Source organism: Sutcliffiella horikoshii, assembly GCF_008180725.1.
Lineage (GTDB): Bacteria > Bacillota > Bacilli > Bacillales > Bacillaceae_I > Sutcliffiella_A > Sutcliffiella_A horikoshii_B.
This window is the reverse complement of record NZ_VTEV01000001.1, coordinates 505,618-522,278: the sequence shown is the minus strand read 5'-3', so window position 1 is coordinate 522,278 and position 16,661 is coordinate 505,618. Positions and strand designations below refer to the sequence as shown.

The following is a 16,661-nucleotide window of genomic DNA, read 5'->3' as shown; positions in this document are numbered from 1 at the left end:
AAAATGAACAAGCTAAATCAGCTTTATAATAACAGTATTGAAAAAGCTAGTAGCTTCATGAGGGAAACCAAAAGGCAGCTGGTGATCAGTCTCCTTCTTTATATATCGATTTTTGTTGTCGTATTAAGTTATTTTTTCTTTACAGGTGCAGGAAAGTGGTTTGATATACTTTTGATTTCAGGTACTGGTGCATTGGCATTAGTCTTAGGAATAGGGATTACACTACTCCTCTTAAATATTCTAGGAGGTTTACCTAGATTTCTTGTGTCAGTTATTGTAGCTTGTATAGCTGTAATATACAGTGTTGGCGCATATATGGGTCCATTCTTCCGATTAATGGGTTTTGCCGTAATGGTACTCGCTATACTATCAGGAATCACTATATTTCTTTATCATAAACGGAAAAAAGCAATCTTTCTATTTTTTAGTTTCCTTACGTTAAGCATGCACGTAGCCGCTATTTATCTTGCGTTTACAGATGGAAAAGAAGGCCCTTGGTCACTTGAGGTGGGAGAAGTTGCCACTACTATAACAAATCCAGCCGAGAATGGAAGTGCCAAGATTCAATATTTTACCTATGGCAGTGGCAAGGATGAACGCAGGGTAGAGTATAGAGATGTTAAATATGAAACCAAAACTGTCAATATGTCTTCGTTTGTTGCGCAACCTAATGGCTTAAATAAATGGTATCGAGAATGGTTTTGGGGCTTTGATTTATACAATGCCCCGTTGAATGCTCGAGTGTGGATGCCTGAAAAAGAAGAGGAAGCTGCATATCCTCTTGTGTTAATCGTTCATGGCAACCATAATATGGCTGATTTTTCAGACGGAGGTTACGCTTATCTTGGAGAAATGCTGGCAAGTAAAGGGTATATTGTTGCGTCGGTTGACCAAAATTTCATCAACTCCGGGAAAACAGGTCATATCGGTTGGGATAATGCGGGGAGGGCATGGCTGTTATTAAAGCACGTGGAACTTTGGCAGTCCTGGAACGAAGACAAAACACATGCGCTTTACAATAGAGTAGACATGGACAATATCGCTCTCATCGGCCACTCCAGGGGTGGAGAAGCTGTAAGTATTGCGGCTCTCTTTAATGAACTTGACAGGTTTCCGAACAACGCAAAAGTAAGTTTGAACTTTGATTTTTCCATCAAATCATTGATAGGTTTATCGCCAGGTGATGGTCGATTCAAACCTGGAGATCAACCAGTCAGTTTAAAAGATGTGAACTATCTTACCCTCCAGGGTGGAAATGATACCGACCATACGAATTACCTTGGTATGAGGCAATTTCAGCGTGTTTCTTTTTCAGAAGACTTTGACGGGTTCAAAAGCAGTGTGTATATCTATGGCGCTAACCATGGCCAATTTAATTCAGATTGGGAAGTGGATCAGCCAAGCCCATATTGGTGGTTTATGAACCGAAAGGAAATAATGAATCCTGAAACTCAAAGAGAAATCACCAAGATGTATGTTTCTGCTTTTCTAGACGCCACGCTAAAAGAAAAACGTGAATACCGCGGAGTCTTCTCCGATAAGGAAATTGCTTCGACATGGATTCCAACTGATCCACTTCGTGTGCGCTATGAGGATCGCGATTTTCAACCTATCGCTACATTCGAAGAGGACGTAGATGTCACGAAAACAACACTAAATGGTGGACAGCTCCAAGGGTACAACCTTCGTATCTGGAAAGAAATTAATTTACTTCAAAGAAATAAAGAACAGCAAAATAATCAAGTAGTTAAATTGGGTTGGACGAATAAAAATAGTCGATATACCATCACATTGCCAAAAGGTGCTGCTAATAACTTTTCAGAGCAGACTATATTTAGGTTTGATGCAGTCCAGGCCCATCCATCTAGGTATGATTTTTATCATATTGACCTACCCGAGGGATTTGAAAATAAAGCGATTCCTGTATCAGTAAGTGTCAAAGCAAAAGGGATGGCCAATTTCGATGGCAGAGTAAGAAAAACCATTTACATCGAACCTACTTATACGACTACTTTGTACCGTTTTGATTGGTGGAACGAGCGGTACGGTAATCAATATGAACATATGCTTCAAACATACGGTATCCCTTTGAATTATTTACAAGAGAACTTTCCTGACATAGATTATACTCAGATAGAAGAGGTTACTTTTGAATTCAACCAAACTGATAGTGGTTTAATTTTCTTAGATAACATCGGCTTTACCAACTAATCAATGAATAAAAATACCGACTCTCCCTCATAGTAAATATAGAATCATCACACAAGGGGGAGAGTAGGTTGAACATGAAAAAAATCATCATACTGCTGCTTCTCTCCATTCTTCTTCAGCCTCTGAATACATCCGAGTCAAGTACTCTGACACCACTGTCCATCAATCAAACAGACGCGCCTACATTTCTTTATGAAATAGAAAAACCTAAAAATACTAATATTGTTTCATTGCCATTACTTGTTCATTTCATTGATGTCGGACAAGGGGACGCGATCCTATTGCAAACCCCTAATGGATCTAACGTACTAGTTGATACTGGCCCAAAAGATTCGTCCAAAAAGCTGCTTGCTTATTTGAAAAAAGTAAACGTGAAGTCCATTGATTTGTTAGTCATCACTCATCCCGATTTTGATCATATCGGAGGAATTCCTTCTTTATTAGAAAAGGTACCTGTCAAGAAAATATTAGACAGCGGAAAGGCTCATACCACATTAACATTTATTCAATACAAACAATACGTCTGGAACAATATTGTCCCCGTACAATATGCAAAGGAAAAAATGAAATTGGACATTGATCCCGACTTGAAGATCAAGGTATTAAACAGTGGGTCGGAAGAAAAAGAAACCAACAATGCTTCCATCGTCCTTCATATAAAATATGGGGAGATGAAATTTCTTTTGATGGGTGATACGGAGGAGCAAGAGGAAAAGCGAATGAGCAGGAAATACAACCTGGAATCGACCATCTTGAAAGTCGCACATCATGGTTCTAATAGCTCATCAACGGCTTCCTTTTTGAAGGATGTTCAACCCAATATAGCCGTAATATCCGCTGGAAAAGATAATGACTTTCACCACCCACATTTGCCGGTCTTAAACAGATTAATTGAGAGCGGAGCGGATATATACAATACTGCAGAGTCTGGGAGCATTGTTTTTTCAACAGATGGAAAGTTATTATTTGTCAATAACCGTCCATGGCTTTATGCCAATCAGCAAAAGCAAAACTCTAAAAAATCGGTTGTCATCACTGATTTGGATGTTAAAGAAGAAATGGTCACGTTAGAAAATAAAAGTGCAGAAACAGTTGATATGTCTTATTGGAAATTAGTAAGCAAAAAAGGGTATCAAACGTATGATTTCCCTGAAAATTATAAGCTCCAACCAGGTGAAACCATTTACATTGCTTCTGGCGCACATAAACAACATTTCAAAAAATATATCCATTGGCTGAGTGACCATCTATGGAATAATAATGGAGATAAAGCCCAGCTTTATGATGATCAAGGAGATTTAGTGGATGAATATGAAGCAGGAGGGAAGGACGTATAGGTTTCAATAGCTTCGAATTGTGTTATGTAAGTAAATAAGAAATTATTTTAAAAGAACACAATGCGAGGAGCCTTACAATTGAAAAGACTAAAAAAACCAGTACGTCTTACTCTAGCACTTATCATAAGCCTGTTCTTATTTATGCTCTATATCCACACCACAAAAGAAGAAGTTATAGCGTCAGCAGTAAAGGAAACAAATCAAAATGGTATATCATTAAGCCTGCAAAATCCTTATGTCATGCCGATTAAAGTTTACAGGGCCTCCATGATGGACAGCAAAGAAAATGAGCTGCCCATCACGGCTTATAGCATCAAACTAAGTGGAGTATATTCTGGTAGTGACTCCAACGTGGATCAATCATTCATGTCTACTCAAACAGAGGAGTTTGAAGAATTGGAGGAGGTTACTATCCCAAGTGACACTTCCAAAAAAGAAGAAATCTATAGTATCTATATCACTGACCCAAAAAGTAAAGGAAGCGTTGAAGCAGCAGAAAAAGTGAAAATCACCTTTAAAATATTTTCCTTCCTCCCAATAACGACAACGATATCACTAAAAAACACTGCATAGTCTGCAGTGTTTTTTGTTTGTACAGACACTGAGTAAATTTAAGGCTGTAGGGGAAGATAAAACAACTTATGACTGTTGTTGTTAAAGGTGTTTAAGGTAATAAAGAGAGGGAATGTACATAATGGAGATTGCCAATTATAACTACCTATACAACTGGATAGTTCTAACCTCAATTGCCGATCCCCGCTGGTGGCTATTGGTCACATCCTTATTTCTCCCATGGGTAATATGGTGGTGGATAGTAGATAAAGAAAGGATATTCGAAATTCTCGCTTATGGTCTCTGTTGGGCTGCAATGGCAACGTGGCTTGATTTACTTGGGACGGAATATGGCAAGTGGAGCTACCCCTTTAAATTAAATACAGACATTCAAACGTTGCTCCCCGCAGATACTGCTGTCATACCGGTTATGTATATGCTTCTTTATCAGTATGCGTCTACTTGGAAAACATTTGTCATTGGAAGTGTGCTATGTGCAGCGGTTTTGTCTTTTATTTTTGAACCATTGTTTATGATGCTGGACATGTTGGTATTAAAAGAATGGACCCACACGAAATCTTTTTTCGCATTTATTTCTTTAGCAATCGCCACTAGATTACTTTTCTATTTGATAAAAAAGAAGCATCGCACTTTTTAGTTGACTAACATGTATATACAAGTTAGACTAATAACCACTAGCATGTATATACAAGTTGCTCAGTAAATGTAAGCGTTTTTTCTCTGAATAAAAAAGTAAAAACCATAAAAATTATTTATTTTGGAGGGATTATCATGTTCAAAAAGCTTTTCGGAATGAAAGACACCACACAAACTCAAACAGAAGAAGTCATCCTTGCTCCTTTGAGCGGCAAAGTGACGGAGCTAAGCGATGTTCCAGATCCTACATTTTCTCAAAAAATGATGGGAGATGGGTTGGCAATCGTTCCAACAGAAGGCGAGGTAGTATCACCTGTTGACGGAGAAATCGTACAGTTCTTCCATACAGGACATGCAATTGGCATTCGTTCCCTGACAGGTGCGGAAATATTAATTCATGTAGGCTTGGAAACGGTGTCCATGAATGGGGAAGGATTTGAGGGGCATGTAAAGGAAGGCGATAAAGTGAAAGCTGGCGACAAGCTGATTACTTTCAATATCGACCTTATTAAAGAAAAAGCTGCTGACATCATTACTCCAGTGGTCATCACAAATGGAGAAAATGTCGACAATCTAGAAAAGATATCAAGTGGAGATGCAGTGAAAGGACAATCGGAATTCATAAAAATTAAAATGAAAAATTAAATGAATTAGGATTTATATATAAAAAGAGAAGGCATACAGGAGGAAACAGAAATGGACATTAGAAAACAGAGCGAAGAAATTGTCCAAGCCTTAGGGGGAAAGGAAAACGTAAGTGCAGCCACACATTGTGTGACTCGGCTCCGTTTGGCTTTGCATGATGAAAGTAAGGTAGATCGAGAGGCATTAGAAAGCATAGATGTAGTAAAAGGATCTTTCTCCACTAATGGTCAGTTTCAAGTTGTTATCGGACAAGGAACTGTCAATAAGGTTTATAAAGAATTTGTAGACATTACTGGTGTTGGGGAAGCTTCCAAGGATGAAGTGAAGAAGGCAGCTGAATCCAATTTAAATCCGCTCCAGCGTGCAATAAAAACATTGGCCGATATTTTTATTCCAATTCTGCCTGCCATTGTTACAGCAGGTCTACTTATGGGGATAAATAATTTATTAACAGGCCCAGGTATTTTCTATAATGATCAATCTGTGATTGATGTTCATACAGAATGGGCAGATATTGCAAGTATCATTAATCTGATAGCTAATACTGCCTTTGTCTTTTTACCGGGGCTTATTGGTTGGTCTGCCGCAAAACGATTTGGGGGCAGTGAACTGTTAGGTATTGTACTTGGACTAATGCTTGTGCACCCTGATCTCCTTAACGCATGGGGATATGCAGAAGCTCAAGAAGACGGAGCGGTTGATACGTGGAAATTCTTCGGACTAGAAATTGAAAAAGTCGGGTACCAAGGACAAGTATTACCTGTTCTTGTAGCAGCATTTGTACTGGCTAAAGTGGAGAAATTTTTATCCAAACGGGTAAGTGATGCGTTTCATATGCTTATTGTCCCACCGATTACCTTATTATTGACTGGTTTTGTAACGTTTGTCGCAATCGGACCTGTTACATTCGCAATCGGAAACTTCCTGACGAACGGGTTTGTCGGAATCTTTGATGCTGTTCCAGCGTTAGGTGGACTTATTTATGGTGGTTTATATGCACCTTTAGTTATTACAGGGATGCATCACACATTCCTGGCAGTAGATTTCCAGCTGATTGCAACAATTGGTGGAACTTTCTTATGGCCGATGGTTGCCCTTTCTAACATCGCACAAGGTTCAGCTGCCTTTGCGATGATGCTTGCGACCAAAGATGAAAAGTTGAAAGGTTTGGCATTAACATCTTCCATTTCTGCGTGGTTGGGGATTACAGAACCAGCAATGTTTGGTGTTAACTTACGATTCCGCTATCCATTCTTTGCAGCAATGATTGGATCTGCCATTGCGGGGATTATTATAACTATTGCCGGTGTTAAGGCTCCGTCTATTGGGGTGGGTGGAATACCTGCATTCTTCTCCATTATGGCGGAATACTGGCCAATTTTCTTCCTTGGAATGGGAATTGTGCTTGTCGTACCATTTGTCATTACTTTCTTAATAGCAAAAGTGAAAATGAGAAAAGAAGCGTAAAGATTGTAAAAAGGGGCCTGACCCCTTTTTACAATTTTTTCAATTATGAAGGGAGAGCTTGATAGATGAACCATTCCTGGTGGAAAGAAAGTGTCGTGTATCAAATTTATCCTCGTAGTTTTATGGATTCTAATGGTGACGGTATTGGGGATATTCAAGGAATAATCATGAAGCTTGATTATCTAAAGGAACTTGGTATCGATACCATATGGCTTTCACCTGTTTATGAATCTCCTAATGATGATAACGGTTATGATATCAGTCACTACATGAAAATAATGCATGAGTTCGGAACAATGGATGATTGGGATGAATTGTTACAAGAGGTACATATTAGAGATATGAAATTGATCATGGATCTTGTGGTCAATCATACTTCTGATGAGCACGAGTGGTTTGTGCAGGCGAAAACATCGAGAGAGAATCCATATCGTGATTATTATATTTGGAGGGACCCAAAAGACGGCAAGGAGCCGAACAACTGGGCATCTAATTTTGGTGGATCTGCTTGGGAATACAACGAAGAGACAAAAGATTATTATCTGCACTTATTTTCCAAAAAACAGCCAGACCTCAACTGGGAAAACGAAAAGCTTCGAGAAGAAGTGTATCGTATGATGAAATGGTGGTTGGATAAAGGTATCGACGGTTTTAGAATGGATGTCATCAATTTCATTTCTAAGGTAGATAGCATGCCTGATGGAGAGATTAAACCTGGGAAAGAATATGCTTCCGGAAGCAAGTTTTACCGTAACGGTCCGATGATTCATGATTACTTAAAAGAAATGAATGAGAAGGTTATATCTCACTATGATGTCATAACCGTTGGAGAGATGCCAGGTGTTACTCCCGATCAGGCTAAAGATTATACAGGTGAGAAAAGAAATGAACTGAACATGGTATTTCAATTCGAACATATGGGATTGGATAATGGACCTAATGGAAAGTGGGACGTGCAGGAACTGAATTTGATTGAGCTTAAACAGAGTTTATCAAGGTGGCAGTATACCTTAGCAGATAGTGGCTGGAACAGTCTATATTTTAATAATCATGATCAACCAAGGTCCGTATCAAGATTTGGAAATGACGAAAAATACCGAGTAGAATCTGCTAAGATGCTGGCTACACTTCTTCATATGATGAAAGGTACTCCATATGTCTACCAAGGTGAAGAAATTGGCATGACAAATGTTAGGTTTGATTCGATAGATTCTTATAAGGATATTGAAACTTTGCAGGCTTACTCTGACCTGAAACAACAAGGGTGGAGTGAACAAAAAGTGATGGAAAGCCTCTTTAAGAAAAGTAGGGATAATGCGAGAACGCCAATGCACTGGAATGATGAGGAGAATGCTGGCTTCACTGCAGGGAAGCCATGGTTAACCGTTAACCCTAATTACAAATCTATCAACGTTGAAGCGGAAAGAAGTAATGAACATTCTATTTTTAATTATTACAAACGATTGATTCACTTGAGAAAACAGAATGAACTGATCGTTTACGGTGATTATCAATTAATACTGGAGGACGATCCTGAGATCTTCTCTTATGTTAGAAACTATCAAGACAAAAAGCTACTTGTGATTTGTAATTTTTATGACAAGGAACCTATTTTTAAACTGCCAAAAGGTATTAACTTTATGACCAAACAACTTTTACTAAGCAACTATACGGTAGAAGAACAAAGTAATATTGCTGAATTTACCTTGCAACCATATGAAGCACGAGTTTATTTATTGAATTAACATCTACTATTTTAAATATAGAAAAAGAGGTGCTTGAAATTGAGTAAAAAAGAACAAGAACCATGGTGGAAGAGGTCTGTTGTTTATCAGATCTATCCAAAAAGCTTCAATGATACAACTGGAAACGGTGTAGGAGACATCCAGGGAATAATTAAAAAGCTTGATTACTTAAAAGAATTAGGAGTGGATGTTATTTGGTTGACTCCTATTTACAAATCACCGCAGAAAGACAATGGCTACGATATCAGCGACTATTTTTCCATTCATGAAGAATATGGAACGATGGAAGATTTCGATCAGCTTTTATCAGAATCTCATGATAGAGGAATCAAAGTTATCATGGATATTGTCGTGAATCATACATCCACAGAGCATGAGTGGTTCCAGAAGTCTAAAGAAAAGAAAGACAACAACCCATATCGCGACTTTTATATTTGGAAGGACGGTAAGCAAGATGGAAGCGAACCGACAAACTGGGAATCCAAGTTTGGTGGAAACGCCTGGCAATATGATGACAAAACCGGGCAATGGTATTTGCACTTATTTGATGTGACGCAAGCAGACTTGAATTGGGAGAACGAAGAAGTTCGCAAACAAGTCTACGATATGATGACCTTTTGGTTTGAAAAGGGAGTGGATGGTTTTAGGTTAGATGTGATCAACCTTATATCCAAAGACCAAAGTTTCCCTGATGATGATGGGTCGGTGCCTCCGGGTGATGGCCGTAGGTTTTACACAGACGGACCACAAGTTCACGAATATATGAACGAAATGTACGAAAAAGTATTCTCTAAATATGACAGTATGACAGTAGGGGAAATGTCATCTACTACAATCGATCATTGTATTAAATACACTCGACCCGATCGAAATGAGCTCAGTATGACATTTAACTTTCACCATTTAAAAGTGGATTATCCTAATGGAGAAAAGTGGTCTGTTGCGGATTTTGATTTCCAACAGTTAAAGGATATTTTGTCTACCTGGCAGATTGAGATGGAAAAAGGCGGCGGTTGGAATGCCTTGTTCTGGTGTAACCATGATCAACCTCGTGTCGTTTCCAGATATGGTGATGATGGCAAATATCACAATAAGTCAGCAAAAATGCTTGGTACAAGCATACATATGATGAGAGGTACACCTTACATTTATCAGGGCGAAGAGTTCGGAATGACCAATCCAGGTTTCGTGAAAATAAGCGATTATCGTGATGTGGAATCCTTAAACATCTTCAATTTGAAAAAGGAAGCTGGAATGAGCGAAGAGGATATCCTTGAGATCCTTCGCCATAAGTCTCGCGATAATTCCAGAACGCCCGTTCAGTGGAATAGTGAAGAAAATGCTGGATTTACAAAGGGTACACCTTGGATAGGAGTCGCCGAAAACTACAAAGAAATAAATGCAGAGACGGCGTTAAATGATAAAGATTCTGTTTTCTATCATTATAAGAAGTTAATTGAACTACGAAAGAACTATGATGTGATTACACATGGGGATTTCCAATTGATTTCAGGAGAGCATCCGGAAATATTTGCCTATATCCGCAATAGTGAAAATGAGAAACTTCTTGTAATAAGCAATTACTATGGCAAGGAAAGTTCCTTTGTGTTACCAGAGGATGTTGATGTGGACGAATACAAATCAGAAGTGCTATTAAGCAATTATGAGACTTCTAGCAGCCATTTTAAAGAAATGACCCTACGTCCATACGAATCCGTCGTTTATCACCTGAAAAAGTAATGCTACAATAGCTGTAGGTGGTAGAAAATGAAAAATAATAAATATCAAGTAATTTATCAGCAGTTGGTAAGAAAAATAGAAAAACAGGATTACAAGGCAGGAGATAAATTGCCGTCTGAACATGAATTGATGGAGCTTTTCACAACATCTAGAGAAACAGTAAGAAAAGCTTTGAATCAACTGGCCCATAACGGGTATATTCAAAAAGTCCGAGGCAAAGGATCGATTGTTCTAGCCCGTGATAAATTTGATTTTCCCATTTCAGGCTTGGTAAGCTTCAAGGAATTAGCTGAGAAAATGGGGAGACCTTGGGAAACAGTCGTACACGAACTAGACACTGTTGATGGGTCTTCTGATCTAATGGCCAAGTTGGGAGAGAGGGAGCTTTGGAAGGTGGTCCGTTCTCGCAGGGTGGATGATGAAAGTATTATATTGGATAAAGACTACTTCATCAAAAGTCAAGTCCCTTATCTAGACACAGAAATATGCAAGAACTCCATTTATGATTACTTGGAGACGGAAAAAGGATTGCAGATAGCCTTTGCTGATAAAGAGGTAACAGTTGAGGAAGCAACCGAAGAGGACAGGAAGTTGTTGGATTTAAATGGCTTAACTCATGTAGTGGTGGTAAAAAGCATCGTCCATCTTGATGATGCAAGCCCCTTTCAATTCACAGAATCGCGCCATCGGTTGGATAAATTCCGATTCGTTGACTTTGCAAGAAGAATGAAATAAGGAAAGGCACTCTCGGTAGGTGGGAGTGTCTTTTTTGTTTAAATAAAGAATTTCACTGTTGGGATAATAGAGTAAGGCAGTAAAGACTTGGTGAGGGTGTTTAGTGTGAAGAGAAGGTCTTTATAAAGGCTGTAAAGACTTAGCGAGGGAGTAAGGAGTTAAGATGAGGTCTTTATAAAGGCTGTAAAGGCCTAGCAGAGGGTATGGAGTTGAAGATATGGTCTTAAAGAAGACTGTAAAGACCTGTTGAACTTGAAAAGACAGCAGGAGAGGTCATAAAGAAAACTAGAAAGACCTGTCCGGTGTGGAAAGCCTGAAGAGAAAGTCTTCATTAAAGCAATAAAGACCTATACAATGAGGAATGTATGAACTAGAGGTCTTAATTATGGACCATAAAGTAAGTTTCTTTTTAAAAATTGCAATTTTCAAAAATATCATTTAAATTGCTTTGGTCTTCTTATATAATGATAATATGAAAGATTCGATTTTCGAAATAAATGGAGGGGAAGTTAATGACAAAAGTTATGAATAAAGCATTAAAAAGAGAAGAAGTCCCAGTTGAGCAAACTTGGAATCTCGAAGATTTATTTGTATCAACAGAAGCTTGGGAACAGGAGTTGCAAGCCGTACAACAAGACCTATCAACTGTCACTTGTTATAAAGGAAAAGTTGGAAAGGACGCTAAAACATTGCTTGGGTGTTTAAAAGATAAGGATGCCTTAACAGAGAGAGTTATAAGAGTAATGACTTTCGCATCCCTAAAACAATCCGAAGATGGAATGAATCCTGAAAATCAAGCAAATTCAACTCGTGTTGGGGGAATGATCTCGAACTTTAGCGCCAGTACATCCTTTATCCAATCTGAAATTCTTCAATTAGATGTAGTAACATTAAATCGATTTATAGCAGAAGTACCGGAGTTGGAAGAATATAAAAAAAGCTTGATGGATGTGATGGAAACAAAGCCTCATAAGCTATCCCCGGATGCGGAAGAAGTACTTTCTGCCTTTGGAGAAGTGCTTAATGCACCATATACTATCTATCAAAGAAGCTTAATATCGGATATGAGATTTCCTTCTTTTTTAACAGATGATGGACAGGAACATCCGTTATCATTTAATTCCTTTCCTAATTATGAAGGGTCTTCCAATACAGAATTACGTAGAAAAGCGTACCAAACTTATATTGATACACTAAAACAATACAAGCATACATATGCGGCTACTTATGCAACAGAAGTGAAAAAGCAGGTGGTAGAAGCACGTCTACGAAACTATGAATCCGTTACAGATATGCTGCTTCACGATCAACAGGTGACAAAAGAGATGTATCATAATCAATTGGATACTATCCAAAACGAGTTGGCACCGCATATGCGCAGATATGCGAAATTAAAAAAACGGGTGCTAGGTTTAGAGACTATGCAATTCTGTGACTTAAAAGCTCCACTAGATCCAGATTTTAACCCTGAGATTACCTATGAGGAAGCCTCTAAATTAATTCTGGAGTCATTAGAAGTGATGGGACCTGAATATATGGAGATTATGGAAGAAGGGCTAAACAATCGTTGGGTTGACCTGGCTGATAATGTAGGGAAGGGCTCTGGTGCATTCTGTTCCAGTCCTTATGGAATTCATCCGTACATCCTAATGACATGGAGTGACTCTATGAGAAATGCCTATACGCTTGCCCATGAATTAGGTCATGCAGGACACTTCCGCTTAGCAGGTAGATACCAGAAGCTTTCTAACACACGTCCGTCGCGATATTTTGTAGAAGCCCCTTCTACGATGAATGAAATGCTGTTGAGTCAGCATATTTTATCAAAGCCAAATGATGAGAGAATGCGCAGATGGGTAATCTTACAATCGTTAGGGACATATTATCATAACTTCGTTACACATATTCTAGAAGGTGAGCTTCAGCGCAGGGTCTACGATCTAGCAGACAAGGGAACTCCTATCACCGCCAATGTTCTATGTGAACAAAAGACTGCATTGCTTTCTGAATTTTGGGGAGATGCAGTCGAGATGGATGAAGGAGCTGGGTTGACCTGGATGCGTCAGCCACATTATTATATGGGGCTTTATCCATATACGTATTCCGCTGGACTTACTGCTTCTACAGCAGCAGCCAAACAAATTCAAGAAGAAGGTCAGCCTGCAGTAGATCGGTGGCTTTCAGCATTAAAAGCAGGGGGGACGCTGAAACCGCTAGAATTAATGCAATTGGGCGGAGTAGATATGACAACGCCTGAACCAATTAAGACAGCTGTCGCTTATGTAGGCTCCTTAATAGACGAACTAGAAAAAAGCTTTTCCTAAACCACTTCAACACCTTATCTGATTACAGATAAGGTGTTTTTTAACGGAATGAAACAGCTTAGTCTATCAACATTCCCTTTATTAATCCGATAAAAAGTAAAGAACCAAATAGTAGAGAACGGAAGGACGTATCAATCATGGAAAAGAGAAACGGTATACTACTAGATTCTGGTACCAACGAAGTGGAATTTCTTGAATTTCTTATAGGAAGTACGAGCTTTGGCATAAATGTCTTAAAGGTGAGAGAAATTATCAAACCTGTTGCAGTGACCAAAATCCCTCATTCCCATAATAATGTAGAAGGAATCATCGAATTGAGGGGAGAAGTGCTGCCAATAATAAACCTCAGAAAAGCTTTGAAAATAGAAGAACAGAGCAACTATTCAGAAGAAAAATTTATCGTGACTGAATTTAATGGTATGAAAGTGATTCTAAGGGTAGATCATGTAACTCAAATTCATAGGCTTACATGGGCGGAGATGGAAAAACCTGCTTCGTTGCAAAGTGGGTTTGAAGACCACATAACGGGTATTATTAAACAACCATCTCAGATGATTCTCCTTTTAGATGTAGAGAAAATTATGTTTGATATATACCCAAACCTGGATAAAGGAGCGTCACATCTGCATGAAAACCTAAATCCTGCTCGCAGTGAGAAAAGAATTATGATTGCAGAGGATTCCCCAATGCTTAGAAAACTTTTAGAAGAGACGTTGCTCGAAGCTGGATTTGAACATATTCAATTCTTTGAAAATGGCAAAAGTGCTTGGGAGTATATGGAGACTGTAGTGAAAAACGGAGAGCAAAGTGTAGACTTGTTAATAACGGATATCGAGATGCCTCAAATGGATGGGCATCACCTGACAAAGAAGATTAAAGAAGATAGCTTTCTCTCGAAGATACCGGTTATCATATTTTCTTCCCTGATAACTGATCATCTTAGACATAAAGGGGACCAAGTAGGAGCAAATGCTCAAATCAGCAAACCTCAATTGACAAAGTTGGTAGAACTGCTAGATGATCACCTATTTAATAAATGACAGTTTAAAAAGACGAAAGCCCCTGCTACATATAGAGGGGCTTTCGTCTTTTACTTATCAGAGGTAGCTTTCCCCGAGTTTTTTAAATACGGGCTTTTGATACTGTCTTTTGGGTTGATGTTTTTGCCCATCTGTCGGATGGAAATTTGTGTACCTTTGAAGCAAGTTCTTCGCTACTGATAAGGACATATTAGCTTTTGGATTACGATAATGATCATTTAACTCTCCAAGATGGGGCAATTCTGTAAAGTCATCCTTTGTAGGAGGAAGATGGAAGTAATATTCCCCTGCTAATACAAGAACATCAGATTGTTGACGGCTGTTCTTTGGGTTTCTTGAAAAATGCAAACCTTTTTTTGTAGCTTTGCCTTCGGTGATAAGTTTCTCTAAAGCTTTTCTTTTTAATGAATAGAGAAACTTTGGATCCGGCGCGGTTTTTGCATGCCGATTAACAGTAAAGATGGCACGAGAGAGGTTTTCAATAGAAGATTCAATAGGGGAATCGGTTTTTCTTTGGTTTGTATAACTTTTATTATGCATAATTGGCTCCTTTCCTTTCTCTTATTATACTGTGCCTTCACTTAAAATGGAAGGGTGACTCCAACTTCCTCCATTTCTAGGCTGAAGTTAGAGCTTGCTCCTGTTCCTTTTCCATAAGTGTGATGAAAATATCGACAAACTCGGGATCCCATTGGGTTCCTCTTCCGCTTTTTAATATAGACAAGGCTTTCTCCTTTTTCATTCCCTTACGATATGGGCGGTCGGAAGTCATGGCATCAAATGCGTCCGCTACTGCGATGATTCTACCAAAAAGAGGTATTTCATGACCAATTAACTTATCGGGGTACCCATATCCATCAAATCGTTCGTGATGGTTTCTGACACCTGGTATTAATGGAGCCATTGCCTCTTTAGGCTGCACTTGACTTAAGATGGTAGCGCCAAGCAACGGGTGTCTTTTGATTTCTTCAAATTCCATATCTGAAAGCTTTCCATCCTTTAACAATATCTCATCCTTCACTCCGATCTTCCCAATGTCATGAAGGAGGGATGCGTTTTTTAACAATTCAAGTTGCTGAGAAGCCAATCCAGCTTTTTGGCCAATTAATACAGAGTATCTGCTTACCCTTAAAGAATGTCCTGCAGTATATGGATCCCGCGCGTCAAGGGTGGTGGAGAGGGTTTGATAAAAGCTTTCCATCAACAGCCTATTTGTCTCATTTCTTTCTTCCAACCCTTGCACCATGGAGTTAAATCCTTGAATAACTTGAGAAAATTCATCTGAATATAATTCCTTGGCAGGAGCTAGATGATTATTTTCTACATCATGCATCCCTTTTAACAGTTGTGTGATAGGTTGTAAAATGTCTTTAAATAACAAAAAAGCCCCAAAAGAAGAAAAAACAGCAGCAATGAAAAGAATCAATACTCCCCAATTCCAGAAATCGACTTCTAAGGTAAGGGTTTCGAAGCGAACTTCGGTTGCCAGACTAAATAAAAGAACTGGAAAAATTCCGATAAATAATGCGCTTACTAGAAACTTTGTACGTAAAGACACGATAATATCACCATGTATAGATAATGCAAGATGATAGATGTTCTGAGTGGCTTCTTGTAAACAATCTAAAACCGGCCTTATTGCTCTGACTGTAAGAAAGTATTCGATAAACGCATGCATGCCAGCAATTAGCAAGGCTCCAAGTGAAGCAAGAAGTACATATCGAATGGGCATGTTAAGCAAACCGGTCCGTATGCAGATGATCGCAAGGATAATGGCGGGAACAGAGAGTCCAAGTAGGTGGGGGCCAATTATTCTTTTAACTGTTAGAGTAGGAAACCGTTGGATATGTAAAAAAGCTTTCTGATAGTCAGCATATGTATGATCTGTTTTAGTAAGAATAATTTTTATCGGTTGCAGTTGTTTATAAAAAGCGAACAATTCACAAAGTACCATGATGGAAGCAGAAGTTAATAAAATACTAATCATGATATTAATCTCTGAAAGGGATAGGTTTAGAGTAGAAAATATGAGTATGCCGCCTACCCCTAGCACTGCTATGGACGAACCAAGTATATAATTTATGACAAGTTGTTTCACAAAACGAGAATATGTTTCCTGATGCAAGAAATCCCTTCCTTTATCACTAAATATTTCTAGTTCAATTATAATCAATCTTATCAGTATGTACTAGTAAATTTGATGGATTT

13 protein-coding genes are annotated in these 16,661 nt (G+C 38.7%); 11 read left to right on the top strand and 2 right to left on the bottom strand.

All coding sequences use genetic code 11. The annotated features are described in order from the left end of the window. The first annotated feature begins 3 nt into the window (after nt 1–3). The 11 genes from FZC76_RS02635 (at nt 4) to FZC76_RS02585 (ending at nt 14,453) form a co-directional block, all read left to right on the top strand. On the top strand, nt 4–2,211 hold the full coding sequence (locus tag FZC76_RS02635) for an alpha/beta fold hydrolase (RefSeq protein WP_148986714.1): 2,208 nt from the start codon (nt 4–6) through the stop codon (nt 2,209–2,211). 74 nt (nt 2,212–2,285) lie between these two features. Further along, complete coding sequence (locus FZC76_RS02630) at nt 2,286–3,548, top strand: MBL fold metallo-hydrolase (RefSeq protein WP_262372381.1); 1,263 nt, start codon at nt 2,286–2,288, stop codon at nt 3,546–3,548. A gap of 78 nt (nt 3,549–3,626) precedes the next feature. After that, on the top strand, nt 3,627–4,121 hold the full coding sequence (locus FZC76_RS02625) for a hypothetical protein (protein ID WP_148986712.1): 495 nt from the start codon (nt 3,627–3,629) through the stop codon (nt 4,119–4,121). Nucleotides 4,122–4,242: 121 nt separating this feature from the next. Then, entirely contained in the window at nt 4,243–4,758 is a 516-nt protein-coding gene (locus tag FZC76_RS02620) for a CBO0543 family protein (RefSeq protein ID WP_148986711.1), read from the top strand. Nucleotides 4,759–4,892: 134 nt separating this feature from the next. Next, nucleotides 4,893–5,402: a PTS sugar transporter subunit IIA gene (locus tag FZC76_RS02615; protein WP_148986710.1), complete on the top strand. Its 510-nt coding sequence runs from the start codon at nt 4,893–4,895 to the stop codon at nt 5,400–5,402. Between the two features lie 51 nt (nt 5,403–5,453). Further along, on the top strand, nt 5,454–6,869 hold the full coding sequence (gene treP / locus FZC76_RS02610) for a PTS system trehalose-specific EIIBC component (protein ID WP_148986709.1): 1,416 nt from the start codon (nt 5,454–5,456) through the stop codon (nt 6,867–6,869). A gap of 65 nt (nt 6,870–6,934) precedes the next feature. Beyond that, nucleotides 6,935–8,614 (top strand): glycoside hydrolase family 13 protein, encoded by a 1,680-nt coding sequence (locus tag FZC76_RS02605; protein WP_148986708.1) that lies wholly within the window; start codon nt 6,935–6,937, stop codon nt 8,612–8,614. A 39-nt stretch (nt 8,615–8,653) separates the two neighbouring features. After that, a complete protein-coding gene (gene treC / locus FZC76_RS02600) occupies nt 8,654–10,354 on the top strand; it encodes an alpha,alpha-phosphotrehalase (RefSeq protein WP_148986707.1) in 1,701 nt (566 codons plus the stop codon). 27 nt (nt 10,355–10,381) lie between these two features. Continuing rightward, entirely contained in the window at nt 10,382–11,089 is a 708-nt protein-coding gene (gene treR, locus FZC76_RS02595) for a trehalose operon repressor (protein ID WP_148986706.1), read from the top strand. 512 nt (nt 11,090–11,601) lie between these two features. Next, a complete protein-coding gene (gene pepF, locus FZC76_RS02590; protein WP_148986705.1) occupies nt 11,602–13,413 on the top strand; it encodes an oligoendopeptidase F in 1,812 nt (603 codons plus the stop codon). 137 nt (nt 13,414–13,550) lie between these two features. Continuing rightward, nucleotides 13,551–14,453, top strand: coding sequence for a chemotaxis protein (locus FZC76_RS02585; protein ID WP_148986704.1), 903 nt, complete (start codon nt 13,551–13,553; stop codon nt 14,451–14,453). A gap of 57 nt (nt 14,454–14,510) precedes the next feature. On the opposite strand, the gene FZC76_RS02580 is transcribed toward FZC76_RS02585, so the two are convergent. Next, nucleotides 14,511–14,993 carry a YkyB family protein gene (locus FZC76_RS02580; RefSeq protein WP_148986703.1) on the bottom strand — a complete coding sequence of 161 codons (483 nt, stop codon included), beginning with the start codon at nt 14,991–14,993 and terminating at the stop codon, nt 14,511–14,513. A gap of 76 nt (nt 14,994–15,069) precedes the next feature. Beyond that, nucleotides 15,070–16,578, bottom strand: a complete 1,509-nt coding sequence (locus tag FZC76_RS02575) for an HD domain-containing phosphohydrolase (RefSeq protein WP_148986702.1) — start codon at nt 16,576–16,578, stop codon at nt 15,070–15,072. Nucleotides 16,579–16,661: the final 83 nt, after the last annotated feature.

Bases quoted from the DNA above. Each gene is read 5' to 3' on its own strand.
- FZC76_RS02635 (WP_148986714.1), top strand. From the start codon at position 4: ATGAACAAGCTAAATCAGCTTTATAATAACAGTATTGAAAAAGCTAGT.
- FZC76_RS02630 (WP_262372381.1), top strand. From the start codon at position 2,286: ATGAAAAAAATCATCATACTGCTGCTTCTCTCCATTCTTCTTCAGCCT.
- FZC76_RS02620 (WP_148986711.1), top strand. From the start codon at position 4,243: ATGGAGATTGCCAATTATAACTACCTATACAACTGGATAGTTCTAACC.
- FZC76_RS02615 (WP_148986710.1), top strand. From the start codon at position 4,893: ATGTTCAAAAAGCTTTTCGGAATGAAAGACACCACACAAACTCAAACA.
- treP (WP_148986709.1), top strand. From the start codon at position 5,454: ATGGACATTAGAAAACAGAGCGAAGAAATTGTCCAAGCCTTAGGGGGA.
- FZC76_RS02605 (WP_148986708.1), top strand. From the start codon at position 6,935: ATGAACCATTCCTGGTGGAAAGAAAGTGTCGTGTATCAAATTTATCCT.
- treR (WP_148986706.1), top strand. From the start codon at position 10,382: ATGAAAAATAATAAATATCAAGTAATTTATCAGCAGTTGGTAAGAAAA.
- pepF (WP_148986705.1), top strand. From the start codon at position 11,602: ATGACAAAAGTTATGAATAAAGCATTAAAAAGAGAAGAAGTCCCAGTT.
- FZC76_RS02585 (WP_148986704.1), top strand. From the start codon at position 13,551: ATGGAAAAGAGAAACGGTATACTACTAGATTCTGGTACCAACGAAGTG.
- FZC76_RS02580 (WP_148986703.1), bottom strand. From the start codon at position 14,993: ATGCATAATAAAAGTTATACAAACCAAAGAAAAACCGATTCCCCTATT.